This is a genomic window from Agrobacterium sp. NPDC058088, from assembly GCF_042885035.1.
GTDB lineage: Bacteria > Pseudomonadota > Alphaproteobacteria > Rhizobiales > Rhizobiaceae > Agrobacterium.
In genome coordinates this window covers 81,130-106,489 of record NZ_JBHVSU010000003.1, presented here as the reverse complement: position 1 = coordinate 106,489, position 25,360 = coordinate 81,130, and the positions used below count along the sequence as shown (strand labels likewise).

At 58.8% G+C, this 25,360-nt stretch carries 21 protein-coding genes; 10 read left to right on the top strand and 11 right to left on the bottom strand.

Annotated elements, in window-relative coordinates; genetic code table 11:
* Positions 1 to 83: 83 nt before the first annotated feature.
* On the top strand, positions 84 to 1,700 hold the full coding sequence (locus tag ACFVTJ_RS10625; protein ID WP_386907118.1) for an FAD-dependent oxidoreductase: 1,617 nt from the start codon (positions 84 to 86) through the stop codon (positions 1,698 to 1,700).
* Positions 1,700 to 2,020, top strand: coding sequence for a 4Fe-4S dicluster domain-containing protein (locus tag ACFVTJ_RS10620; protein WP_386907116.1), 321 nt, complete (start codon positions 1,700 to 1,702; stop codon positions 2,018 to 2,020). Before ACFVTJ_RS10625 ends, ACFVTJ_RS10620 begins: the two co-directional genes overlap by 1 nt.
* 120 nt (positions 2,021 to 2,140) lie before the next feature.
* Here ACFVTJ_RS10620 and ACFVTJ_RS10615 read toward each other — a convergent pair whose 3' ends face one another.
* Genes ACFVTJ_RS10615 through ACFVTJ_RS10585 form a run of 7 tightly spaced genes read right to left on the bottom strand, consistent with a single transcriptional unit; the run spans position 2,141 to position 11,425 of the window.
* Positions 2,141 to 3,463: an NtaA/DmoA family FMN-dependent monooxygenase gene (locus ACFVTJ_RS10615; RefSeq protein WP_386907114.1), complete on the bottom strand. Its 1,323-nt coding sequence runs from the start codon at positions 3,461 to 3,463 to the stop codon at positions 2,141 to 2,143.
* A gap of 59 nt (positions 3,464 to 3,522) precedes the next feature.
* A complete protein-coding gene (locus tag ACFVTJ_RS10610) occupies positions 3,523 to 5,169 on the bottom strand; it encodes a dipeptide ABC transporter ATP-binding protein (RefSeq protein WP_386907112.1) in 1,647 nt (548 codons plus the stop codon).
* Positions 5,166 to 6,038 carry an ABC transporter permease gene (locus ACFVTJ_RS10605; RefSeq protein WP_386907110.1) on the bottom strand — a complete coding sequence of 291 codons (873 nt, stop codon included), beginning with the start codon at positions 6,036 to 6,038 and terminating at the stop codon, positions 5,166 to 5,168. The genes ACFVTJ_RS10610 and ACFVTJ_RS10605 overlap by 4 nt, the downstream gene beginning before the upstream one ends.
* Positions 6,035 to 7,051 carry an ABC transporter permease gene (locus tag ACFVTJ_RS10600; RefSeq protein ID WP_220360140.1) on the bottom strand — a complete coding sequence of 339 codons (1,017 nt, stop codon included), beginning with the start codon at positions 7,049 to 7,051 and terminating at the stop codon, positions 6,035 to 6,037. The genes ACFVTJ_RS10605 and ACFVTJ_RS10600 overlap by 4 nt, the downstream gene beginning before the upstream one ends.
* A gap of 41 nt (positions 7,052 to 7,092) precedes the next feature.
* Entirely contained in the window at positions 7,093 to 8,715 is a 1,623-nt protein-coding gene (locus ACFVTJ_RS10595) for an ABC transporter substrate-binding protein (protein ID WP_386907108.1), read from the bottom strand.
* 34 nt (positions 8,716 to 8,749) lie between these two features.
* The gene (locus ACFVTJ_RS10590; protein WP_386907106.1) at positions 8,750 to 10,387 is read right to left on the bottom strand and encodes an ABC transporter substrate-binding protein; all 1,638 of its coding nucleotides are present in this window, start codon (positions 10,385 to 10,387) and stop codon (positions 8,750 to 8,752) included.
* Between the two features lie 36 nt (positions 10,388 to 10,423).
* On the bottom strand, positions 10,424 to 11,425 hold the full coding sequence (locus tag ACFVTJ_RS10585; protein WP_386907105.1) for an MsnO8 family LLM class oxidoreductase: 1,002 nt from the start codon (positions 11,423 to 11,425) through the stop codon (positions 10,424 to 10,426).
* 234 nt (positions 11,426 to 11,659) lie between these two features.
* Here ACFVTJ_RS10585 and ACFVTJ_RS10580 point away from each other — a divergent pair, with 234 nt between their 5' ends.
* Genes ACFVTJ_RS10580 through ACFVTJ_RS10570 form a run of 3 tightly spaced genes read left to right on the top strand, consistent with a single transcriptional unit; the run spans position 11,660 to position 14,672 of the window.
* Positions 11,660 to 12,364, top strand: a complete 705-nt coding sequence (locus ACFVTJ_RS10580; RefSeq protein WP_386907103.1) for a GNAT family N-acetyltransferase — start codon at positions 11,660 to 11,662, stop codon at positions 12,362 to 12,364.
* Complete coding sequence (locus ACFVTJ_RS10575; protein ID WP_386907101.1) at positions 12,361 to 13,383, top strand: LLM class flavin-dependent oxidoreductase; 1,023 nt, start codon at positions 12,361 to 12,363, stop codon at positions 13,381 to 13,383. Before ACFVTJ_RS10580 ends, ACFVTJ_RS10575 begins: the two co-directional genes overlap by 4 nt.
* Before the next feature lie 20 nt (positions 13,384 to 13,403).
* Entirely contained in the window at positions 13,404 to 14,672 is a 1,269-nt protein-coding gene (locus ACFVTJ_RS10570) for an LLM class flavin-dependent oxidoreductase (RefSeq protein WP_386907099.1), read from the top strand.
* 137 nt (positions 14,673 to 14,809) lie between these two features.
* On the opposite strand, the gene ACFVTJ_RS10565 is transcribed toward ACFVTJ_RS10570, so the two are convergent.
* From ACFVTJ_RS10565 to ACFVTJ_RS10550, 4 genes are all read right to left on the bottom strand, one after another.
* The gene (locus ACFVTJ_RS10565) at positions 14,810 to 15,772 is read right to left on the bottom strand and encodes a PLP-dependent cysteine synthase family protein (RefSeq protein WP_386907097.1); all 963 of its coding nucleotides are present in this window, start codon (positions 15,770 to 15,772) and stop codon (positions 14,810 to 14,812) included.
* 73 nt (positions 15,773 to 15,845) lie between these two features.
* The gene (locus ACFVTJ_RS10560; RefSeq protein WP_386907095.1) at positions 15,846 to 17,099 is read right to left on the bottom strand and encodes an acyl-CoA dehydrogenase family protein; all 1,254 of its coding nucleotides are present in this window, start codon (positions 17,097 to 17,099) and stop codon (positions 15,846 to 15,848) included.
* A gap of 46 nt (positions 17,100 to 17,145) precedes the next feature.
* On the bottom strand, positions 17,146 to 18,237 hold the full coding sequence (locus ACFVTJ_RS10555) for a rhodanese-like domain-containing protein (protein ID WP_386907093.1): 1,092 nt from the start codon (positions 18,235 to 18,237) through the stop codon (positions 17,146 to 17,148).
* Between the two features lie 41 nt (positions 18,238 to 18,278).
* The gene (locus tag ACFVTJ_RS10550; protein WP_386907092.1) at positions 18,279 to 19,886 is read right to left on the bottom strand and encodes an ABC transporter substrate-binding protein; all 1,608 of its coding nucleotides are present in this window, start codon (positions 19,884 to 19,886) and stop codon (positions 18,279 to 18,281) included.
* Between the two features lie 398 nt (positions 19,887 to 20,284).
* Here ACFVTJ_RS10550 and ACFVTJ_RS10545 point away from each other — a divergent pair, with 398 nt between their 5' ends.
* The 5 genes from ACFVTJ_RS10545 to ACFVTJ_RS10525 all read left to right on the top strand — a co-directional run bounded on the left by ACFVTJ_RS10545 (position 20,285) and on the right by ACFVTJ_RS10525 (position 25,353).
* Positions 20,285 to 21,127, top strand: a complete 843-nt coding sequence (locus tag ACFVTJ_RS10545; RefSeq protein ID WP_386907090.1) for an NADPH-dependent oxidoreductase — start codon at positions 20,285 to 20,287, stop codon at positions 21,125 to 21,127.
* A 475-nt stretch (positions 21,128 to 21,602) separates the two neighbouring features.
* Positions 21,603 to 22,631 carry a ketopantoate reductase family protein gene (locus ACFVTJ_RS10540; RefSeq protein ID WP_386907088.1) on the top strand — a complete coding sequence of 343 codons (1,029 nt, stop codon included), beginning with the start codon at positions 21,603 to 21,605 and terminating at the stop codon, positions 22,629 to 22,631.
* A 49-nt stretch (positions 22,632 to 22,680) separates the two neighbouring features.
* The gene (locus ACFVTJ_RS10535) at positions 22,681 to 23,250 is read left to right on the top strand and encodes a TetR/AcrR family transcriptional regulator (protein WP_386908015.1); all 570 of its coding nucleotides are present in this window, start codon (positions 22,681 to 22,683) and stop codon (positions 23,248 to 23,250) included.
* A 12-nt stretch (positions 23,251 to 23,262) separates the two neighbouring features.
* Entirely contained in the window at positions 23,263 to 23,865 is a 603-nt protein-coding gene (locus tag ACFVTJ_RS10530; RefSeq protein ID WP_386907086.1) for a 2-hydroxychromene-2-carboxylate isomerase, read from the top strand.
* A 111-nt stretch (positions 23,866 to 23,976) separates the two neighbouring features.
* Entirely contained in the window at positions 23,977 to 25,353 is a 1,377-nt protein-coding gene (locus ACFVTJ_RS10525) for an FAD-binding oxidoreductase (RefSeq protein ID WP_386907084.1), read from the top strand.
* The last annotated feature ends 7 nt before the right edge of the window (positions 25,354 to 25,360 follow it).

The following is a 25,360-nucleotide window of genomic DNA, read 5'->3' as shown; positions in this document are numbered from 1 at the left end:
AACTCCAGGAAAACAACTCAAAAACCTATGCAATACATAGATTTAAAGTGCAATTCGATTTCTTCGTTCAAAGGATGCCCGCCATGAGCATGCCCCTGCAAGATACTCGCTTTCCTCCCACGAATACCGCCAGAGATAGCTGCGATGTGCTCGTCATTGGCGGCGGACCCGCTGGCTGCTGGGCAGCGTTGGAGGCGGCCAGCACCGGAGCAAACGTTGTTCTGGTCGACAAAGGCTATTGCGGAAGCTCGGGCGCAACGGCCTCGGCCGGCACCCAGATCTGGTATGTACCGCCGGACCCGGCCGCACGCGATGCGGCCATGGCAAGCCGCGAAGCCATGGGCGGTTATCTTTCCGAACGCTCATGGATGGCACCGGTCCTCGACAAGACATTCGAGAGCGTCAACCGGCTGGCGGACTGGGGTTATCCCTTCCCACGCGATGACAGCGGCGAGCAGCAGCGCATCTCTGTTCAGGGACCGGAATATATGCGGCTTTTGCGCCGCCGGGTGAAAAGCGTCGGTGTGACCATTCTCGATCATCACCCCGCGACCAAACTGCTGACCGAGGGTAAGCGCGTTGTCGGTGCAACCGGCGTGCGCCGGCAGCAAGGCGGGCAGTGGCGCATCGCCGCCGGGGCGGTGGTACTGGCAACGGGCGGCTGCGCCTTCATGAGCAAGGCGCTTGGCTGTGACGTCCTGACCGGGGATGGCTATTTGATGGGCGCTGGGGTCGGCGCCGAGCTCTCCGGTATGGAATTCTCGTCGGCTTATGCGATTTCGCCGGCTTTCGCGTCAATCACCAAGACGGCGCTCTACCGGTTCGCGCAGTTCTATCGCAAGGACCATAGCCTGATTGAAGGCGCGGGTTCGGCGCGGGGAAGATCGATCATCGCCCGCACCCTGCTTTCACAACCCGTCTATGCCCGGCTGGACCTTGCCGGAACCGACGAGGTGAAAGCGATCCTGCGACGCGCCCAGCCGAATTTCTTCGTGCCTTTCGATCGCCGCGGCATTGATCCCTTCGCCGAGTTCTTTGAGATCAAGCTTCGACTGGAGGGCACGGTGCGCGGCACCGGTGGGCTGCGGCTGACCGGCCTCGACTGCGCAACGACAGTTGCCGGCCTTTATGCAGCTGGCGACAACGCCACGCGCGAGCCAATCTGTGGTAGTTTTACCGGCGGCGGCAGCCACAATGCAGCCTGGGCAATTTCCACGGGCGCTTTCGCCGGCGCCTCGGCCGCAGCCTTCGCCCGCGAAAAGGTGGGGCTATCGGGAAATGATCTTCCGCAACCCACTATGCCAACCGCAGTACGCAGGGAGGCTGTTGATCCCGAAGCTATCATCAAGGCAGTGCAGGACGAAGTCTTTCCCCTCGAAATCAATTATTTCCGCACGCATTCCGGCCTTTCGGCAGCATTGACGCGGCTTGACGCGCTGTGGGTAGAGGTCGCCGCCGCTACCGTGACCGACGAAAGCCAGATACTGTCGCTGCATCAGGCGCAGGCCATGATAGCGACCGCGCGCTTCATGTATCGCGCGGCCTTGGCGCGGACGGAAACGCGCGGCATGCACCGACGCGACGATTTTCCGAAGCAGGATCCTGCCCAGCATCACCGGCTCATTCTCAGCGGCCTCGATGCAATCGCCATCCGGCGGGAAACCATAGATCCTGGCATTAACAAGGAGGCAGCGGAATAATGATCGAGGTTCTGGATAAAGACGCCTGCACGGACTGCAATCTCTGCGTTCAGGTCTGCCCCACCAACGTGTTTGAGGCAATGCCGGAAGGCCCGCCCATCATTTTGCGACAGGATTCGTGCCAGACCTGTTTCATGTGCGAGGCCTATTGCCCGGTGGATGCGCTTTACGTCGACCCGGATGCCGAGGCCCTACAGGGCCTCACCCTTGAGAGCGTGAAGGCGAGCAATCTCTTCGGCAGTTACCGAAAGGCCATTGGTTGGCACAAGGAAACGCGTTACCGCCGCCACATCGACGATCATTTTCGCCTTCCGCAATAATGCCGGACACGTTGCCAGTCGCTCCGATAAATAATCTTCGGGATATATTAGACGTGGAAAAACCAGCCCGCCATCATCGTGGCGGGCTGGTTCTGTTTATTTCTTTGGTTCTGACGGTAGCTAGGCGGTTCGTGATCCCGCAACGTTATGCGACACGGCAAATCCCGGTAACTGCAGATTGGCTCGAAAGTCGTCGCCCACATAATCCGTATCGATTATGGCGCGACGACGCAGTTCCGGCAGAAGTCCGTTGACAAGCAGGTCTTCCTGCTCCGGGTTGCCAAATCCATGAAGCGAGAGCACGTCAAGAATTCCCGCCCGATAGCGTTCCTCAATGGCGTCGGCGAGTTGTTCAGGTGTACCCGCCACGGACCAGTGCCCTGTTTCCTGCGCCTGGACGATAAGCTCTCTCAACGACAGCCCCTGTTTGGCGTATCGGCGGAAAACTTCCACCCGGCCGCGCCGGCGATTGATGCTCGTCACATCGGGCAGCAGCGCATCCGGCAGAGGCTGGTCCAGCGGCAGGTCAGACAAGTCGAGATCGCCGCCCAGCATGTCGGCAAGTTTCAGGCGACCCTGCTCATAATCGATACGCTCGTGTTTTTCCTTCAGCCGGCGCGCAACATCCGCGTCGGACTCGCCAATAACCGAATGGAAGGAGTTCATGATGAAAGGCAAGCCGCCGGCACGGCCGAAAGCGGTTGCGCGACGGCGCAGTTCGGTTGCGAAGGTAACCGCATCTTCGAAACGCGGCTGCGATGTATAGACGACTTCGGCGTAACGCGCGCCAACGGTAACGCCAGCATCCGACTGCCCAGCCTGAAACAGCACGGCCCGGCCCTGCGGTAAAGGCGGGACGTTGAGCGGTCCCTGTACGTTGAAATATCGACCCTTATAGTCGATCCGGTGAAATTTGGCGGGATCCACCCCAACCGCGCCGGAGGCTTTGCGCTGGGCTGCATCCCGCTCATTGGCGTCGTAAAGGGCGTTGACGACCTCGATAAACTCCGCCGCTCGCTCGTAACGCTCTTCCGGGCTCGGCAATTGCTCACCGAAATTCTCTTCGCCAACCGAAGATGTAACCGCGTTCCAGCCGGCCCTGCCGCCACTGAGATGGTCCAGCGTGCCGATCTGACGCGCCAGATTAAAGGGGTGGTGGAACGTGGTGGAAATCGTGGCAATCAGACCAATGCGCGACGTTGCCTGACTGAGCGCCGACAAGGTGACGATCGGTTCCTGAATACCGGCTGTACCAGCCAGTCCAGCGGGATCGATATGGAGAAGATCGGCGGTGAACAGCCCTGTGATCTTTTCGGCCTCAGCCTTTTGGGCCAGTTCAACGGCGCGTTTGATGCCTGTCGTTGCATCGGCGTCGTTAGCTGCGGCAATCACGCTGCTGGCACCTGTCAGCGTTTTCAGACGTCGGGGTCGGGTAAGCGCCATGATCGTTTCCTCTTCAAGGCTGTGTCGTGTTTCTCTCGGGCGGCGGGCAAACCGCGGACTTATGCAAGCGCGGGAACGGCATCGATCAGTTTTCGTGTGTAACCGTGCCGTGGAGCGGAAAATACCTCGCCAACCTCGCCGCTTTCGACGATCCGGCCGTCCTTCATCACCAGCACCCGGTCCGTCAGGTGACGCACGACGCCGAGATCATGGGAGATGAACAGCAGCGACGTGCCAGAGGCCGCCTGGAGTTCAGCCAGGAGATCGAGCACCTGGGCCTGGACCGAAACGTCAAGCGCGCTCACCGGCTCATCGGCGACGAGAAGACGTGGACGCGGCGCGAATGCCCTGGCGATGGCCACGCGCTGACGCTGGCCGCCTGAAAGCTCGCGGGGGTAACGGGTGAGAAAATCACCGCTCAGCCGGACGGCTTCGAGAACCTCAAGCACGCGGTCTCGACGCTCGGCACCGCGAAGGCCGGTGACATTGAGGCTCTCGCCAACGATCTTTTCCACCGTATAGCGTGGGTCAAACGAACTGAAAGCGTCCTGGGCGATCAATTGCATGCTGCTGCGGCGGGATTTGCGCAGGCTCTCGGCTACATTGCTCCACCGCTCACCCTCGATGAAAACCTCGCCATTTTCGGGTTCAACCAGCCCGAGGACCATTTTGGCCACGGTGGTTTTTCCAGAGCCGGACTCGCCCACGATACCGAGTGCTTCTCCGGCGGAAAGATCGAAGGATACATCATTGACGACAGGCGCATTTTCCGGACCGCCGTAATGCTTGACGAGATTGTGCACTGACAGCACGTGCTTGCCCGGGTGGACCGTCCTCGGCGGCAACGGCACACGGTGCGCAACGGGCGTTTCCTGACCGTCGACCGGCGGCGAGACCGTTGCCGAAAGCCGATAGCCTTTCGATCCAGCCGAGGGCACGGCATCAAGCAACTGACGCGTATATGGATGCTTCGGCCGACGCAGCAACTCTTGTGTCGCCCCTTCCTCGACAATGCGACCCTCGTTCATCACAAGAACCCGGTCGGCAAGGCGCGAAACCACGGCCAGATCATGGCTGATCAACAGCAGCGTGTGCCCGGCTTTCCGGCGTTCGGCCAAGAGATCGAGAATCTGCTTCTGCACTGTCGCATCAAGCGCCGTGGTCGGCTCATCGGCGATCAGCAGCGACGGATTGCGAGCGATCGCTGTCGCGATCAAGGCGCGCTGCCGCAATCCACCAGAGAGCTGATGGGGATATTGCCGCAAGCGCCGGACGGGATCGGGAATGCCGACCGATTGCAGCAGCGCGTGGCTGTCGAAACCTGCAGGCGCGCGGGAAAACAGCGTCCGACGACCCGCGGCATCCGAAAGCTGCTGCGAAATGCGGCGCAACGGATCGAGAGAAACCAGTGCGTCCTGCAAGACGAAACCGATCTTCTGCCCGCGCAGACGCCGCCAGTCACCTTCGCGATGGCCGAGCACATTTTCCCCCGCTATCTCGAATGTGTCAGCGGTCACCCGGGCGGTATTTCCGGCAAGCCCGATCAAGGAACGGGCCGTAACCGATTTTCCCGAACCGGATTCCCCGACAAGCGCAACGGTTTCGCCGCGGTGGATGGCAATATCGATCCCGTGCACAACGGTATTTTCACGATCCCCCTGCGCAAAGCCGATCTTCAAATTACGCACTTTCACCAGCGGCGTCATGCCTGTCTCCTGCCTTCAAATGCGAGCTGCCAGCGCTTTCCAAGAATGCTGATGGCGATGACGGTGAGTGTGATGGCAAGGCCCGGCCAGATACCGATCCACCACGCGACACGTAGATAGTTGCGCGCCTCCGCCAGCATTGCACCCCATTCCGGCGTCGGCGGCTGCGGCCCCATGCCCAAAAAGCTCAGGCCCGCCGCCTGAATAATGGTCGAGCCGAGGCCGATCGTCGCCAGAATGGGAACCTGGGCTATCGCATGTGGCAGGATGTGCCGGGTGACCAGCGTGAAGCGGCTGAGGCCAAAGGTTTTCGCCTGCTCCACATAACCGCTCCTGGCAATGACGAATGTCTGCGCGCGCACGACGCGGGCAAAACGCGGCACGGAGGCGACACCGAGTGCGAAGATCAGATTGACTGTTCCCGGCCCGGTAAACGAAATCAGCACCAACGCCAGGAGCAAATCCGGAAAAGACGATACGACATCGAGAAACCGCGATATGAGTTCATCGATCGCGCCGCGTGCCATACCGGCGACAAGACCGAGAAGGGAACCGGCCAGCGCGGCGATGGCGATAGCGCTGACGCCGATCAGGATCGAATAACGCGCGCCATAGACAACCCGCGAAAAGACATCACGCCCCAGATGATCGGTTCCGAACCAATGTTCGACTGAAGGCGGCAGCTGCGCCTGGAGCGGGTCTGCCAGAAGAGGATCGGCGGCGGTCACAAGATGCGGCCATAGGGTTGCCACCGCCACAAAAAGCAGGAACAGCGAAGAGAGAGTGAGCGCCGGCCTTGTAAGCAACGCCGCTACCACCTGCCGCAAACGACCTGTTGCGGACACCGGAGCATCGTAGGAAATGCTCATGACCTCGTCCTCCCGCCCTCATTGCGCAATCGGGGATCAAGCAAAAGGTACAGAATATCCACGAGCGTGCTCATCAACACGTAGATGAGCGCGGAAAGGATGGCGACCGCCAGCACAACCGGCATATCATGCGCAAGAACGGCATCAACCGTGATCCGCCCAAGCCCTGGCCGTCCGAATACCGCTTCGGTGATGACAGCACCCGACAGGAGATTGCCGACCAGCCAGCCCGCAAGGGTCACGGTCGGCAGCGCGGCGTGGCGCAAACCGTGACGCAGCCTGAGAACGAGATTGCTGGCGCCCCAGCTGCGAACGGTCAGCGCAAAGGGCTCCTCAAGCGCGCGCTCCAGACCTTCCCGCAGTACCTGGCCGAGGACGGCCCCCAGCGACAGGCCCAGTGACAGCGCCGGAAGCACCAGCGCTGACAGGTTGCGATCTCCGGAGACCGGGAAGATCTTGAACGTGAATGAAAAGACGTAAAGCAGCAGGATACCCAGCCAGAATGTCGGCGTGGAAATCAAGGTCAGTTCAAGACCGCCTGCAATGCTGCGCGCGACGGGTTTGCCGGCGGTTAAAACGGCGCTCGCAACGGCGAAGATGATGGCCACTGCAAGCGCGGCGGCCGTCAACTTCAGGGTCGGCAGCATCTGCGTTGTGACGAGGCTCGATATATCGGTTTGCAGGATATAGGAACGGCCGAAATCACCGTGCAGCAATCGCGTCAGATAAGCGAGATATTGCTCGGGGATGGACTGATCCAGTCCCCACTCCGAGCGGATGGCGGCTTCGATTTCCGGGGTACGGATCTGTTCGCCGATCAACAGGCTGACAATATCCCCGGGCGCAAGCTGTATGCTGATGAAACTCAGCGTCACCGCCGCCCACAGGACAAGTATGCCGGAGCCGACACGGCCGAGAACCTGCAACAGCAGGCCGCTTCGCCGCCGGAAGCGTCCCCGGCGGAAAAGGGACGCCGGCGCCTGGCCGAGCGATGTCACGTTATCAGCGGTCATGGCCGTCCACCTTCCGTTGTTATCTTCACCAGCCGTAAAAATTACTCGCTACGCCACAGGTCATAGGCATTTTCCGGCAATTGCTTGAACGGCCGGAAGGTAATGCCCTTCACATAACTTGCGGCGGCTACCTGGTCTTCCGGCTCGTAGAGCGGAATGGCGTAAGCCTGATCGAGGATCGCGAAACGCTGCAGCTTTGCATAAATCTCGAAACGTTTTTTCTGATCGAGAGTCGATGCCGCCTCGTTCAGCCACTGCGCCAGTTCGGGTGCTTCGGCGCGGCTGTAGTTGATGGTGCCACCCTTCTGAAGCGGCAGGTAGTGATATTCGATATCGATCGCGTCCGTCGGCGTGTTGGAGTTGGCGATCGACCCGAACTGGCCGGTCTTGCGACGATCGGTGTAAGTGCCGGCGTCGACATAGTTGATGGCAAGATCAATACCCGCCACCTGTCGCGCCTGCGCCTGCAAAGCCTGCAAGAGAACGTCGCGCTGGTCGCGCACGGTCGCTTGTGCCTGTACGACATCGATGGTCAGGCGCTTGCCATCCTTGATCCGAAAGCCGTCCGCGTCCTTTTCGCTCCAGCCCGCTTCATCCAGCAGCCTGTTGGCTACGCCTGCATCCGCCCCATAGGTCTTCTCAATGCTCTTGTCATAGAACTGCGGATCAATCGGCGAGGTGATGCCCCAGGCGCGCGTGCGTTCGCCGCGATAAACGGCCTTCAGGATCTTGTCGATATCGAGCGAGGCGAGAAGCGCCTTGCGCACTTTCACATCCTGCGTCGGACCCCAGGTGACATTGAGGAAAAGCGAATATGGCGTCCCCGTATTGAGCGCCGTCTGATAGGTGAAGTCCGGATTATCCTTGAAGAGAGCGGCATCGTTGCCCGAAATCCCTTCGATGACGTCAAGCTGGCCGGATGTCAGGGCACCGGTTCTTACCGACGATTCCGGGAGGAACCGATAAGTTATCTGGTCGAGATAAGCCGCACCCTGATGTTTGGCAGTCTTCGGCGCCCAGTTATAGGCCGGGTTCTTTTCGAACTGGATTTCCTGGCCCTTGACGTAACGTTTGAGGATGAAAGGACCGGTTCCGGCAATCTCTGTTCCACCCGATTTGATTTGCGACGAGGAGAAGGCAGCCGGTGAAAGGATTTCAAGGCCGGCGACATAATCGAGAAAGGGCGCGTATATATCTTTCAGCGTGAAAGATACGGTATGGTCATCCACGGCCTTCAACTCGGCTATGCGTGAAACCGGCCCCGCACTGACGCTGGCAGAGTAGGCCGGAGCTCTAAGTTTTTCGAAATTGGTGACGACCGCCTTCGCGTCAAATTTCTGGCCGTCCGTGAAGCTGACATCGTCGCGCAGCCTGAACGTATAGGTCTTGCCATCCTCGGAAATGCTGTAGCTTGTTGCAAGCCATGGCACGTATCCACCGTCCGCCGTGCGCGCCAGCAGGGATTCATAGGCGTTTCGCAATAAAAGCTTGGTCTTGTCCTGGCCGTTCAGCTGCGGGTTGAGGGTTGCGGGGTCGGTCTCCACGCCCCAGGTCAATGAGCCGCCACTGACCGGTTTCCCCTCCTCGGCCAGGGAAAGGACCGGGAAGGCCGAGATTGCCAGCAAGGTGGTGCCTGCAAGAACGAACTGTCTGCGATTAAACATGCATAACTCCATAAAAAATTGAATAGCCGACAGATCAGGCGTTCTGCTGAAGCCAGATATCGTACGCATTGTCGGGAAGGCGTTTGAACGGTCTGAAGCCGACGCCCTTGACAGCGACCGCGGCCGCTATCTGGTCATCGGGCACATAAAGCGGCAGACCGAGCGCCTGCTCCAAAATCGCATAGCGCTGCAGTTGCGCGTAGATTTCGAACCGCTGTTTCTGATCCAGCGTGGATGCGGCCTCGTCGAGCCAGGCGGATATTTCCGGCGCTTCCGTGCGGCTGTAATTGATGGATCCGCCCTTGTCGCGTGGCAGATAGTGGAAATAGATCGTAACGCCGTTTTCCTGTGTCGTCGTCGAGTTCGGAATGATGCCGTACTGACCGTCTTTCTGACGGCTCGAATAGGTTCCCGCATCGACATACTGCAAGGCGAGATCAATGCCGGCATGCTGGCGAACCTGCGCCTGTACCGCCTGCAAAAGAATGTCACGCTGGTCACGCACCGTCGATTGCGATTGTACGACCTCGATCGTCAATCGTTTGCCGTCCTTCACGCGGAAACCATCGCCGTCACGGGCGGACCAGCCGGCTTCGTCAAGCAAGCTGTTGGCAAGCTTGGGGTCGAAGCCGTAGGCATTTTCGATACTCTTGTCGTAAAAATCGGTATCCGCCGGGGTAAGAATACCCCAGGCACGCTGACGCTCGCCCCGATAAACCGCCTGCAGTATCTGGTCCACATCCACCGCCGCCTGGAACGCCTTGCGCACTTTGAGGTCGGCGGTCGGCTGCTGGTTGACGTTAAGATAGAGCGTATAGGGCGTGCCGGTATTGATGGCCGTCTGATAGGAAAATTCAGGGTCGTCCCGGAAGAGACCGGCATCGTTACCCGGGATTCCCTCGATCACCTGCACCTGCCCGGAAGACAGGGCACCGCTGCGCACGGCCGATTCCGGCAGGAACCGATAGATGACCTCATCCAGATAGGCTGGCCCCTGATGACCGGCGGTCGCCGGCGCCCAATTGTAAGCAGGATTCTTGACGAAGCGGATTTCCTGACCCTTGACGTAACGGTCGAGGACAAACGGGCCGGTACCGGCGATACCCGAACCGCCGGATTTGAGTTGCGGTGAAGAGAAAGCCCGCGGCGACAGGATTTCAATTCCCGAGGCCCCGTCAAGGAAAGGCGCATAGACGCGCCCAAGCTTGATCACGACCGTATGGTCATCTACCGCCAACGCCTCGGTAACATGGGAGAGATGACCAGCACTGATGCTGCCGGAATAGGTCGGCTCTTTCAGCTTGGTGAAGTTGAGCGCGACGGCGGCCGCATTGAACTTTTCGCCATCGCTGAACGTCACGTCGTCGCGCAGTATGAACGTATACTGCTTGCCATCGTCGGAGATAGAATAACTCCTGGCCAGCCAGGGCGCGTAACCGCCATCAGGCGTGCGGGCCAGAAGCGACTCATACGCATTGCGCAGAATGAGCTTTGCTTTGGCCTGGCCGTTCAGATGTGGGTTGAGCGTGCTCGGCTCTGTCTCCACGGCCCAGGTCAGCGAACCACCGCTTGTTGGCTTCTCAGTGGCGTCACCCGCTGCGAAAGCAACCCGGGTGCTGGCAAAAATGGCTGCGGCACTCGTTGCCAGAATGAAATGACGTCTGGTTACCATATCTAAATCTAATCCTTTGTGCCGAACGGCCTGCCGTCACGCGGCGAGAGAGCGGCTGCCTGCCGCCAGATATTCAATCGTCTTCAGACGGTGTGCGCCCTCGGAAACGGGGCACTCCACGATGAATTCGTCGATGCCGTAATGTTGATGCAGTCGAAGCAATTCGGCACGAACCGTGGATGGCGAGCCGCGAAGGATGAGCGGGCTGCGCTCTTCAATGCGATACTGCGTGGCGCCTGCCTGCCGGATATATTCCAGCGCCTGCGCCTCACTGCCGACATTCACGCCTTGGCCACCCTCGACCTCGACGCGGAAGCGGCGGCCTTCAACCGCAAGCGCCTCTGCGGCCTGATCGGTTTCAGCAACCACCACGGCGACCGCCAGAACCGCCTGTTTGCCGCCCGATGCCCTGAACGCGCCCAGCGCTTCGGAAATCGCCGCCTCATTGCCGTGGATATGACCGGCATAAACGAAGTTCCACCCCAGCCTGCCGGCAAGCCGGCCACTCTCCGGGCTCGCACCCAAAAGGAAGCGTTCGGGCGGCGAAGGCGGCAGAGGGTAAGCCGCAAGCTTGCCCTCGTCCGCGATGTCCGCCTTTCCGTCACCGACAAACAGGTCCAGATCCTCAAGCTGCTGTTCGAAAGAGGGCTTGCGTGCCGGATCATAGGCTCCCTGGAGAGCGCGCGTTGACAGCGGAAGGCCCCCCGGCGCCTTGCCAACGCCGAGATCGACACGGCCCGGCGCCAGAGCGGACAGCAGCTTGAAGTTTTCGGCGACCTTATAAGCGCTGTAGTGCTGCAGCATGACGCCGCCGGAGCCGATATTGATCCGCTGTGTCTGAGCCAACAGGAAGCCGATCAGCACTTCGGGAGACGAACTCGCCAGCTTCGGCGAGTTATGATGCTCGGCAACCCAGAAGCGGCGGAAGCCATGTGCTTCGGCTTTTTGTGCAAGCGCAACAGTGCGCCGCAGCGCCGCCGTCGCGCTTTCATCCTGATCTATCGGGCTTTTGTCGAGGAAACTCAAACCAAAGGTCATCGATACTCCCTGAGGAACCTGTCATTGATTTGATAAAATCTATATTTTTAGTGATGTAATTAATCGAGCAATGATATTTCCTTATTCAGTTGCACAATAAAACATCATGCCGCGCCAAAGCGGTCCGGCTTGCGCCATCCTTCAGCCGCGGCTGAGGCAGGTGCAGGCTTTCAAATCCAACGATTGACACACACCGCCCGGACAGCCGGCTATCGTGCCCAAGCGAGACAAGCCATGCCCGATGTGATTATTCATTCCTCTCTACTGCACCCCTCAACCCAACCCCTCATCGAAGGCCTGATCGCCGAATATGACGGGCGATATGGCACAAGAGATCGCCCGGGCGGCGCTCGCGGCGAGATATATCGCTATCCGGAAGGACTGTATTTTCCACCGCTGGGTGATCTCCTGCTGGTGCAAAGGGATGGTAAAACCATCGCCGGCGGCGCCTTCATGAGCCATGACGACGAAACGGCGGAAATAAAGCGGATATGGACGGACCCTTCATTGCGAAGGCAGGGGCTTGCCCGCACCATCATGTCGGCACTGGAAGAGAGCGCCGCTGCACTCGGCTACACCCGCACCTATCTCTCGACCGGCTTCCGCCAACCGGAAGCAGTCGCACTGTATCTCACCCTCGGATATCGCCCGCTTTTTGACACCGACGCGGATCCGCAACTCTATCGCTCGCTTCCTTTCGAAAAATACATCGGCACCAAGGCGGGCCAAAGAGGAACCACGCCGGTCTACCCGCCTGCCGCCTCCTTCGAAGAGGCGACCCTGAGGGTGAAAGCGTTGAAGGAAGGACAGGAGGCGAGGATCCTGGCTCGCTTTGCCGAACATGGCGCCGCACAGGCTGAGGCGAGCGTCGACAGACTGTCCTATCAGGATGCGCTGTCAGCCCGCACCGCCGAACTCTCGGCACGGAGTGCAACGTGACTTCAGCAACCAATTTTTATTTGAGCATCGATCTCGGCCTGCCCTCACATGATATAATCAGGCAGGACGGCAGATCAGACGGCCTGCTTCAGCAGCTAGATAGAGGTTTCGATCTCATCACTCTCGAAGACGGCTTTGCCCTCCCGACGGGCGATGGTCTCGATGGCATATTGTTCGCGAACTGGCTTGGCGCGCGAACCAGCCACGCCGGCATCCTTGCGGGCGCGCCCGTCAATTTTCTTGAACCCTTCCATGTATCGACGGCCATCGCCACGCTTGACTACGTTACAGAAGGTCGTGCCGGCCTGCTTGCGCAGCCGCTTGATGACAGCCGCGCGGCGGCGGCAAGACGCGCGACCGGTGAACTTAACGGCTACCCTGATGACAGCCGCAAGGCGCTCGAACAGGATTTCAACGAATCGATAGACGTTATCCGCCGGCTCTGGGACAGTTGGGAAGATGACGCCGTTATCCGAGATCGGGAAAGCCAGCGCTTCATCGATGGAGCAAAATTGCGCTATGTCGATTTCAGGGGTACGAATTTCAACGTCCTTGGCCCCTCGATCACACCGCGGCCTCCACAGGGCCAACCCGTCATAGCCGCCATCATCGAGCCTAAAAACCGCGCCTCTCTTGCTTCCTCAATCGACCTTGCCTTTTTGCGCGCAAGCGGCGAACAGCTTCCATCATTGGTGAAAGACATCAAATCCAGGCATCCGGAACTGCGGCTTTTTGCCGACGTCGGGTTCGGAGCCGGCTGGTCCGGCAACGACACCATCCCGCAATGGGCCGCAGACGCCAACGCCGCGATCACGAGGGCGCGCACATTGGCCAGCGCCGGTCTGGACGGCATCCGCTTCCTGCCCCGTGAGCCTGAACGGGACCTGGTGCCTCTGGTGGAGCATGTCCTGCCGGCAATCCGGAATGCCGGTCTTCTCCAGCCACGACATGGATCGGCCCTGCGTGAACGCCTGTCCCTGCCCGCCGCCGCCAACCGCTACGTCGGCACGGCCGCCTGAACGCCATCGGAAATAACATCATGTCGAAGAAACAAGTCATCATTGGAGCCCAGTATCCGGGCGTCAACAATTTCACGGTCTGGAGCGATCCGGCGGCCGGCAGCCAGATCGCCTTTTCGTCCTTCAGGCATTTCGCCGAGACTGTCGAAAGGGGCAAGCTGGATTTCATCTTTCTCGCAGAAGGGCTTCGGGTGCGCGAGCAAAAGGGCCGTTTCCACGAACTGGATGTCGTCGGACGACCAAACACGCTGGCGATCCTGACGGCAATCGCCGCCGTCACCCGCAATGTCGGCCTGATCGGAACGCTGACAACGACCTTCAATGAACCCTATCCGCTCGCCCGTCAGCTTGCGACGCTCGATGTACTTTCAAATGGTCGAGCCGGCTGGAACGTCGTCACCTCGCCGGGAGCCTTTACGGGCGCGAATTTCCGCAGGGGAGACCATTTGCCGTTTGCCGAGCGTTATGAGCGCGCAAGGGAATTTATCGAGGCGGCGCGGACGATCTGGAGAGGCAGCGATTTCGCTTTCAGGTCCAGGCACTTCGATATTGCCGGCCGCTCCAGCCTGCCGCCATCGCCGCAGGGTCGTCCCGTCATTGCCCAGGCCGGAGATTCCGAGACCGGGCGCGAATTGGCGGCAAGCCACGCCGATGTCATCTATTCCCGCCATGGCACGCTTGAGGACGGGCAAGCCTTCTACCGTGATGTCAAGGCGCGGCTTTCCAGATATGGCCGGGCCGTGGATGATCTTAAAATATTGCCGGGCGCGGCTTTCGTGCTGGGCGACAGCCAGGAGGATGCGGAGGAACGACAGCGCGCCATTCGTCTGCAGCAGGTGAGCCCGAAAAACGCGATCGTTTTCCTTGAGCAGGTTTGGAACCGTGATCTGTCCTCTTACGATCCCGACGGACCACTACCCGAGATCGATCCAGAAGTATCCTCCCCAGCCCTTGCCCAGGGGCGCGCAAACCGCATTGAAGACCGGCTCGAAACTGCTCGCACCTGGCGGGAAATCGCGAAGCGCGAAAAATTGAGCATTCGGCAGCTCATCATCAAGGTTACGGCACGCCAACATTTCACCGGCACGCCGGAAACGGTGGCGAGACAGATCAACAACTATGTTCAGGAAAATGCCGCCGACGGTTTTGTGTTTGCTCCACATCTGACGCCAACGGGCTTCGACGATTTCGTCGACAAGGTCATTCCTTATCTTCAGGAATGGGGCGTTTACCGCAGAGATTACCAGACACAGACATTGCGGGGCAATCTCGGCCTCGCGGTGCACTGAGTGTTTCAACTCTCTGGCTCTTGCGAAAACGCCGCGGTGATCGCGAAATACAGAAACGACCGGAATGCCCTTTTGCTGGCGCCCGTGCTCAGACGAGCGCCTCCAATACCCAGCCGCGAACCATCTGAGCAATCTTCTCAGTCGAGGGCATCAAAGAGCGAAAGATAGCGCTCGCCACTATCCGGCAAGACGACCGCAATCGTCTTGCCGTTGTTTTCCGCGCGGCGCGAAAGCTCGATCGCGGCAAAGATGGCCGCACCGGATGAGGTTCCCACGAGGAAGCCCTCCTCTCTGGCCACCGCAAGCGCTGCCCGCCGCGCCTCCTCGGTGGTGACGGCGATGACTTCATCCACGACGCTCTTGTCGTAGGTTTCCGGCAAGGTCCCTTCCTCCACCTCGGTGACCTTGTGGACACCTTCAATCGTGGAAGCATCGGGGTTTTCGGGGGATGGAACGGACTGCGGCGTCGGCTCGGCGACGACGATCCTTATCTCCGGTTTTTGCGCCTTCAGGAAACGTCCGGCACCGGACACGGTGCCGCCCGTACCCACTGTGGCGACCAGAATATCGACGTCACCTTCGGTATCGCGCCAGATTTCCGGCCCGGTCGTCTCGAAATGCACCTGCGGATTGGCATCATTGGAACGCTGGCCGGTATAAAAAGCATCCGGATTTTCAGCTTTGATCCTGTCTATGATGCGATGGATGGCATCCGGCTGGAAGAGCTCCTCATTTTCGATCAGTTCGATCTCGGAGCCGAATTGCCTGAGGATATTGATCTTGTCTTCGCTGATGGTATTGCGGAGATAAAATTTCGTGCGATAGCCGCGTGCGGAGGCAACCGCAGCAATTCCAATGCCCGTATTACCACTGGTCAAATCGAACAGAAGATCGCCCGGTTTCAGTCGGCCGCTCTTCTCAGCCTCACTTATGATGCCCCAGGCGGTGCGGTCTTTGATACTGCCTGCGGGATTGAGGTACTCGATCTTGGCGAGAAGGCGCGAATGAAGATCGTATTTCGTCCGAATTCTGGCAAGTTCCACCAGCGGCGTATTGCCGACGAGTTCTGTAAAATCCCGATAAATCCTGCCCAATTTCACTATCCTGTTTGCACTGCGTGGATACAGAACGACTGGCTCTGATGCGTATCGCCCGTCGGACCGCATGTTTTGATCATGCTTCGGATTTTTCCTTCTGCGCTTGCGGTGCTATCCCCACGCCTCCATTTGGCGCTGGTAAGGCGCCGTTCACGGCAAAATCTCCAACGATACGGTCGTGATAGATACGGGGATTGTGCGAGGTTATCGTGCGGGCGTTTCGCCAGTGACGATCGAGACCATGGCTGCGTTTTGCAGCCGAGGCGCCAAGCGCGTCGAAGAGGACAGTGGACGCGTCCAGGATAAGGTTGCTGACCACCGTAACCGACTGGCTGACCTCCAGCTCCGCGTCACGGTTGGCAGATGCAATGCGCTTCTCGTCTCCAGACAGATTGGCATCGTAGGCAGCCTGCAGAGCTTCTGCGGCCTTTAACACGATGGCGCCGGCGCTATAGGCCGCACCTCTGATCCGCCCCACGACCTGAAGCACCTGCGGGTCTTCGGAAAAACGCGCAGCGTTACTGCGTTGATAGATCCGTTTGCGCTCCGCAACATGGCGGGCGATTTCCAATGCGGCCGAGCGGCCGATCCCGGCAAGCGAGGCGAGATGGACGAGCTGGAAAAAGCCGCCTGAATAGCTGAAACGAAGCGCGCTGGGCTTGATGAGGTCCTCGGAAATTGCCACGTCGGTAAATCGCGCCGTGCCGCTGGCCGTCAGCGCCTGTCCGAAACCATCCCAGTCGTTGAGGATCTCGACGCCTTCGGCCTTTGTGGGAACGAGCGCACCAACCGGTACACCGTCGCCATCCACGGCTCCGAGGGTGATCCAGTCGGCATAGAGCGAGCCGGTCGTATAATATTTCTCGCCATTCAGCCGCCAGCCGCCGCCATCCCGGGTGAGTTGGGTGGAATAGGTTCCAAGCTTGGCATCTCCAATTTCCGAAAAGCCGCTGCCAATGGTTTCGCCACGCCCGATCCGCTCCAGCCACGCACCCCGCCATGGTGACGGCGCTGCATTCAGCAGATCCTCCGTAAAGCCAAGGTGGCTGCGGTAGGCATTGGTGAGGTTGGGATCCGCCTGCGCGAGTTCAATGATCAAGCCAAAAAGCTCGGGAAGCGTCAGGCCCAGGCCGCCAAATTTCTCCGGCAGGCGCAGTCTTGAAAAGCCAGCCTTCCTCAAGGCTTCGTAGTCGTCAAAACGAAGCTCGCGCTCCAGATCATGTCGTATTGAATCTTCGCCAATTTCGGAAAAAATTCCCCGAAACCTCTCGGCGATCGCGTCAAAACGTTTGCTGGGCGCAGAACCCCAGGCATGGCTGGCACTGGTCATTGCAAGTTCCTGTCTGTGGAGCAGTCTGGCGGATACCCGACCGGGTCTAGGCGGCTGCCGCTTCGGCACCCTGTTCGAAGTCGTGTAAATGGAGCGCGATTTCGAACCCTCTGCGTTTCAGCCAGTGGGCCACGACCCTGGCGCGGGCGCCCAGCAGGTCATCCACCAAAATGACCCGGGCGCCGCGCACCGCGATCGTTCGATAGGCGACACCGAGAAGCTGCCCACCTTCCGACGAAATTGAGCCCTGCAGATGGGAGGCCTCGAACTCTTCCGGTGTGCGCACGTCCAAAAAATAGGTCGTCCGTGATGGGTCCTTCAACCATGTCTCGGTGGTCGGGCGGTCGATGAAGAGCAGATCGTCATCCCCGGAAAAGGCCTTCAATCGGTCTTCTGCAATCTCTTTCGCGTTGGCGCTGACATGCGAATATGTCCGGAAGCGGCCTGATTCCAGCTCAAATCCGTCATCCGTCCAGCCGCGCGTCCCATCATGCAGGTAACTGACATCGTTTTCGACGCCGGCGTCGATCAATGTCTGCGCGCCGAGAATTGCGCGGGGCAGGCCCGCGCAGGAGACGACGACCCTTGTTTTGGGCGAGGGAACGAGATCGGAAAAGCGCAGCAGGAGTTCCGCACCCGGCACACCGATCGCACCGGGCACGTGCGCTTTTTCATATTCCGGCAATGTGCGGGTATCGAGGATGACAACATCCTCACCGGCTTCCTGCCACGCCTTGAGCTCACGCGCAAAAACCACAGGCGTGTTTTTCTCGCCTCTCACCTTCTGAACGAAAGGAACGCCGGGAATATCGAATGTCGGCAACGCCTCGACGCCACCTTCGATCCATGCCGGAATTCCACCGCGCAGAAAGTGAACGTCGGTCCAACCCTTTGCGGCAAGCCGTTCGGCCGCCTGCTCCGCGCTGCCTTTTCCGTCATCCACCAGCACGGTGCGCACGACGGGGCGCGGAATGAAGCGATCGATTTCCGCCTCCAGCCTGTCCACCGGAAGGTTGGTGGCAAATAGCGGTGAAGCATACCCCACCTCGTCGGCTGTACGGATATCCAGAACCGCAAGTTCCCTGCCATCCCGCAGCCATTCTATGAGACGATCTTTTGTTACAGCATATACGGACATTGCGTCTTCTCCTGACAAATCCGGAATTTTCATGCGGGATTTCAAGCGGTCGGATCGAGCCACAGATCGCCGAAACTCCAGTTCAGCCCCTGCGCGCCGGTGACATAGTTCCTGACCCGCTTGTGCGCCACGATCTGGCTTCCCGCCGCCACGAGATCGACGGAGGCGACATCGTCATGGATGAGATGCTGGAATTTGCTCCAGGTCACCCAGCGTTTCTTGGGATCCGGTTCGATGGCGGCCGCCTCAAGAAGCGCATCCGCCTCTGGATTGGCGTAGTTTGCCGCATTGGAAAAGGGCAGCCCGATCTTGAAATTCTTGCTCCAATAGGCACGCTGTATGCCGAGCGACGGGTCGAAGGTGTTGGAGAGGGATTCCACCACCAGATCGAAGGCACGGTCCGTGTAGACAGTTTTCAGATAGGTCGGCAGGTCGTATTTGCGGATTTCGACGGCAATGCCGATCTTTTCCAGCTGGCTGCGAAGGACATCGGCATAGCCCGGCGTCAGATAGGAATTGTAGGTCAACCGCACTGGAAAACGCTTGCCGTCCTCCTTGCGCGGATATCCCGCCGCATCGAGTAACTTTTCCGCTTCTTTCGGGTCGTAGGCATATGGCTTGACCGAAGCATCATACCAGTTGGGAAGGGCCGTGCTGACGGGGCTCGGCGATATCTGCGCATACCCGAAGAGCGCCACGTTGACGATCTCGTCGAGGTTGATTGCCTTCGCAACGGCCAGGCGAACATCTTTCTTGCGGAAGATTTCGTTATCGTAATTGAAGAACAACTGCTGCTGCGGACCCGCATAGGCATAGGTGTTCGTATCCAGAACGAGATCAGGGTTCTGCTTCAACCGTTCGAGATCCGCCAGCGGCACGGGGTTGTCGCCCAGATCGACTTCGCCAGTCTCCAGCGCAACCGCCCGCGCAGCCGGATCGGTGATGATGCGCAGGATGATGCGATCAAGATAAGGTTTGCCGGCATCCCAATAATCGGGATTTCGATCGAAGATCAAATGGCTCCCCGGCGTCCATTCGGTCAGCTTGAATGGACCGGTGCCGACCGCGGTCTGCAGCGTCTGACCATCGGCGGGCTTCAGCTTCTCAAAAATATGCTTTGGCACGATCGGCGATTCCGAACTTGATTGCGCAGCAATCAGAAAAGGTGCCGGTTTGGAGAGATCGATAATTGCAGTGAGCGGATCCGGCGTCTCCACCGCCTGAACGTTCTGGTACGTGATGCGGCCGCGGGGGTGCGCTTCTTTCAGGCGAAAAATCGAGAAGGCAACGTCGTCCGATGTAAAATCTTTGCCATCATGCCATTTCACATTTGGCCTGAGTTTGAACGTATAGCGCAGATGGTCATCGGAAACGGACCATTCCGTTGCCAGCAAGGGCTGCGGCTTGAGGTCGAAATCGAATGTCAGAAGACCTTCAACAATCTTCGGGCCGATCGCCTGGCCCGTGCCTGACGATGTGTTGATGGCGAAAAGCGCGTTGCCGGGATCGACACGATAAAGCAGCCTGAGCGTGCCGCCGGAAACGGGCCGGCCCGTGTTGCCGCTCGCTGCGAAGACCGAACCCGGAAGGGCCGTTCCCGCTGTTGCCAGAAGAAGCATTTTATTGAACTGCCGGCGTCCTATCGTCATGAATATCCCCGTTTGAAAACGTCGTTTCGATGACGAAAGCATCAGGGCAAAGCAGCCCATTCCTAAGGAGAAAATTCTTCCTGTCGCCCAAAGAAATCGTTACTTGCGGAATTTTATTCCGGTACATAGGGAACGAGGCACCAAAACTTGCGCTGGATTACGGCATTGATCGGGATCTTCGTTGCGTCTCTGGAACCCATGGTGAAATACGAAGAAATCTTGCCGACGGCCGTTTCAGACCTCCCGTGGAAATGTTGTTTCATCGAAAAATCGCAAATGAGAAGGACATTGCTCGGCAGATGCCTTGGCGAGGCATATCAAATGGCGGGTATTTCGCAGCCTTGCTGATCCTACCTCATGCCCACCCTCCCGCTCCCAACATTATGGAGTTTCACCCGATGACCCTGTCCAGACCGATCGCCAAACCGGAAATCCCACAGCAGCGTGTCGAGGCCCGTTACGGGACACAGGCCGATTTTTCTCCACCTTTCTGGAATGATACGATCGACGCCTTGCTGAACCACCGCACCGCTCGCGCCTATTTGCCGAAGGCTTTGCCGGAGGGCAGCCTAGAACTTCTGGTCGCAGCCGCCCAATCAGCGCCCACGTCCTCCAATCTTCAGGCGTGGAGCGTGGTGGCGGTGCAGGACAAAGAGCGCAAGGCACGGCTGGCGGGCTTCACGGGCGGTAACGCCCATATTAAGGATGCGCCTGTTTTCCTTGTCTGGCTAATCGACCTCAAGCGGCTGCGAACGGTCGCTTCAAACCATGGCAACAACGCAGAAGGGCTGGATTACCTGGAAAGCTTCCTGATCGGTGCCATCGACGCTGCGCTGGCCGCGCAGAACGCTGTTGCCGCTATCGATTCACTCGGTCTTGGTTCCTGCTACGTTGGCGGTATTCGCAACAGGCCGGAAGATGTATCCCGCGAACTAAACCTGCCTGCCGAGACGGTTGCCGTCTTTGGCCTTACCGTGGGCTATCCCGACCCGAAGGTGAAGACTGACGTCAAACCGCGCCTGCCACAATCTTCCATTCTGTTTCATGAAACCTATTCGGAGGCCGCACGGGATGATCTCGATTCCTATGACACGGTGCTCAAGACGTTTCAGGAAAAACAGGGCCTGCCACAAAACGGCTGGACAGCGCCTATCGCCCAGCGCGTCAAGGACACCGATGCTCTGAAGGGTCGCGCGGAACTGAGCCAGACATTGCGCCGGCTTGGTTTCGGCATCAAGTGACCGCCGCTGATGCCAACAGGATCGAATGCGGAAGCTTTCGATCCTTTCGTCACGGAAAAGCACCCGGTCGCTCTGCATGGCACGCACGGGTTCCCTGCTACCGCAGCTGCCATACCTGCCACGCTCAAGTCTAAAATCGTTGACGTGCTGACTATTCAAATCTTGTTGGTATGGTCTGCACATGTTCTGGCTTGGCCGCAACAGATCAGCCGGCATGCACGCGATCGCTTTTGCGTCCCTGCTTCGCGCGTCACGATAAGGACCTCCCAAAATCACCGTTTTCACGAATTTATTTTCTATAAAATTAGTAGATATAGAATGACCGGTCTTCCTCCAAACCGGTCACGGGCCTTACGATGGTTTTCAGAATGTTTTTGAATCGCGTTCAGGGCCGTTCTCAATCGCCATCCGTTCCTTTCAGCAGCTGATTTCTCCGGCAAGCCCGGACATAAAAAGAAAAGACGAGACACGAAAAATGCCACGTTATGTTATCATCGGCGCCGGTGCGGTGGGCGCGAGCCTTGCGGCACAATTCGCACTTTCCGGCATTGACTATGCACTTTTCGGACGGGGCGCCCAGATCAGCCATATCAGGCAGCATGGCCTCACCTTCCAGCGCCCTGCAGAGACGAAACAGATCGATCTAAAGGTTTTCGACCTCACCGATCTTCCGGAATTGACGCCGGATGATATTCTCCTGCTCACCGTGAAAGCTCAGGATGCCGTCAGCGCACTCGCCTTCTGGTCCTGGCAGAGCGTCGCCAACACGACGACACCGGCAGCGGCAAATCTTCCGATCGTGACGTTTCAAAATGGACTGGCGACCGAGGCAAACGCCCTTAGAACATTTTCCAGGGTTTATGGCGCCAGTATTCTGACACCGGCGCGGTTCACCGAAACCGGCAAGGTGGTGGTTGGCGGCGAACCGCAATTGGGCATCGTGACGGTTGGGCGTTATCCGACCGGCCAGGATGACGTGAGCGCACAGGTCACGGAGGACCTCAACAGGGCCGGATATCTGGCCGAGGCGACCGACGATATCCGCCGATGGAAAGCAGCAAAGCTCCTCCACAACGTCCGCAACGTCCTTGAACTTTTCGACGGTCCAGGCGACCTTAACGACAGGGTCAGCGCGGCTTTGGTAGATGAAGCCCGCCATGTGCTTGAGACAGCAGGCTACACCCTCGCCTCGCCTTCGGAGCGAACCGTCGACATATCGAATTGGCGCATTGCGGCCAATAGCGGAATTCAACCGGGCCAGCAATCGACATGGCAGAGCTTCAAGCGTGGAGCCTCGAGCGAAGTGGATTTCCTGAACGGCGAAATCGTCCTGCTTGGCCGTATTCACGGTGTTCCCACGCCCTATAACGAAGCTGTTCAAACGCTCGCCGGAAAGCTTGCACTTCAGGGCGGTTTTTCAAAGCCGCTGCCACTTGATGCCATTACGTCCCTCGTCGCCGCCCCGGACCCGGCAGCACATGCCAATCGTGCCGTCACGTCGTGATCGGCAAGTTTTATCAGCGCGATTTTTGAAACAACAGTGTGAAACGATAATGCGAGAAGCCATATCAGACCATATCCTCACCGCCGCTGGCGCACTCTTCTATCGCGAGGGCATTCGGGCTGTCGGCATAGATCGGATCATCGAAGAAGCGAATGTCGCAAAGGCGACGCTCTATCGGCATTTCCCGTCGAAAGATCACCTCGTTGCTGCCTATCTGCAGGCGCGTCACGAGCGAGTGATCCATTCGCTTCAAAAGGTGCTGGAAGCAGGCATCGCTCCGAAGGAGCAGGTCAAACTGATTTTTGAGCAGTTACATGAAAAAGCGGACAGCCCCGATTTTCGCGGCTGCGCCTTCGCTCTTGCTGTCGCAGAACATGGTGAGTCCGAGCGCGTGGTCGTCGTTGCCCGCGCCCATAAAGCGATGGTCAGGGAGGTCTTCGCCACTATCCTGGCCAGAGCCGGCAGCGCCGTGGAGATTGCTGCTGCACATCTGTCGCTTCTCTACGAAGGGGCATTGGCGACCGTCGCGGTCGGGCGCGATCCCAAGGCAGTCCTGATCGCCCGTGACTGTGCGCTGTCCGTGTTCGACACGGCCGCCACCATCAATCAACGCAACTGAAAGCAGCAGATAATGACCAAAACGATCGACTACTTTTTCAGCATTGGCTCCCCCTGGGCCTTCATCGGTCTTGAGCCGTTTGCTGCGCTGGCGAACGAACAGGGCGCCACAATCCGCCCCCATGTCATTCCTTTGATCGAGGAGAATGGCGGCATTTATTCGAAAAACCGCCCGGAGGCGAGACGCGCCTACTGGATCAGGGATCTGAAGCGCTGGGCGGCATTGCGTGGGAAAGTGCTCAATTTCGATAATCGCGCAGCTCTCTCTGATCCTTCGCCTGCCGGCCTGTTGGTTGCGGCAGCAATCGAGACGGGCGAGGACTGGTTGAAGCTTGCAATTGCGCTTCAAGAGGCCTTCTGGGTTGGCGGGGCAGATATCGGCAACGCCGACATCCGCCGGGCGATCGCAGCGGCTGCGGGCTTCGATGCCGCAGCGCTCGAAGAGCACAGCCGAAGCGATGCCGTTGCAACGCTGCAAAAAACAAGCTTCGAAACGGCCAGAGCAGCCGGCGTGTTCGGAGTGCCGACTTATCGTTATCAGGATGAACTCTACTGGGGGCAGGACAGCCTTCCGTTCCTCGAGCGTCATCTGGCTGGGGAAAAGCTCGCCGCCTGATATCGCCGCAAGACGGCGGAGACGTTCCTGCATTTGCCGGGCCGAGCCTTTCCCGTCGATCTTCCAAGTCTGTCGCAGCAGTCTGCCGTCAGATTTCCATGGACCCTTTTCATGCCTGACCTGCCATCCTCCCTTATCCAGTCCCTTCGGAACCTCCTCGGGGATCGTCTTTCAACATCCATGGCGTTGCGCGAGCAGCACGGGCGCGGAGAAGCGCATCATGCGGCCGGTTTTCCCGACGCGGTGGCTTTCGCTGAAACCACTGCCGAGGTCTCCGAAATCGTGCGGCTATGTGCGGCTGAGGGCGTGCCCGTCATCGCGTTCGGTGCCGGCACCTCACTTGAGGGGCATTTGACGGCCGTCAATGGCGGCGTTTCGATCGACCTCTCGCGCATGTCGAAGATAGTCCGTATCAGCAGTGAAGATCTGGACTGCACGGTTGAAGCTGGCGTCACCCGGGAGCAGTTGAATACACACCTGCGAGACATGGGACTGTTCTTTCCCATCGATCCCGGCGCAAATGCCTCGCTTGGCGGCATGGCAGCGACCCGTGCTTCCGGCACCAATGCCGTCCGCTACGGAACGATGCGAGAAAACGTGCTCGGGTTGACCGTAGTACTGCCCACTGGCCAGATCATCAAGACCGGCGGTCGCGCCCGAAAATCTTCCGCCGGTTACGATCTGACGCGGCTGTTCGTCGGCTCGGAAGGGACATTGGGGATCATTACTGAAGTGACGCTTCGTCTCTACGGAGTACCCGAAACCATCTCGGCAGCGCTCTGTTCTTTCGAGAGCGTCGAACAGGCGGTGGCATCCGCCATCCAGGTCGTACAGCTGGGCATCCCCGTCGCACGCATGGAGCTCATGGACCGTGGCCTGATCAATGCGGTCAAAGCCTATTCGGGGCTGAACCTGAAGATTGAAGATACCTTGGCCTTCGAGTTTCACGGCTCGCCGGCCGGCGTTCAGGAACAGGTCGAGATGGTATCCGCCATCGTGGGTGAAAATGGGGGTAAGGATTTCGAGTGGGCCAATGCACCGGAAGAACGCAATCGTCTCTGGAAGGCGCGGCATAACGCGTTTTATGCCGTCGTCTCGCAAAGACCGAATGCCAAGGGCTGGTCATCGGATGTCTGTGTTCCAGTCTCGCAACTCAGCAATTGCATCTTGAAGACCCGGGAACTTTTGAAGGCGTGCCGCGTGCCTGCGGCCATCCTCGGCCATGTCGGGGACGGCAACTACCATGTTGTCTTCGCCGTGGATCCTGACAATCAGGAGGAGCTGAACAACGTGGCAGCCATCAACAAACAGATGGTGAAATATGCCTTGTCCGTCGGCGGCACCTCAACCGGCGAACATGGCGTGGGGACCGGTAAAATCGACTACCTCCGCGAGGAACACGGAGACGCAGTTGATCTTATGGCGCTCATCAAACATGCGATCGATCCCACCGGTATCATGAACCCTGGGAAAATCCTGCCCAAGTAATGTTTCC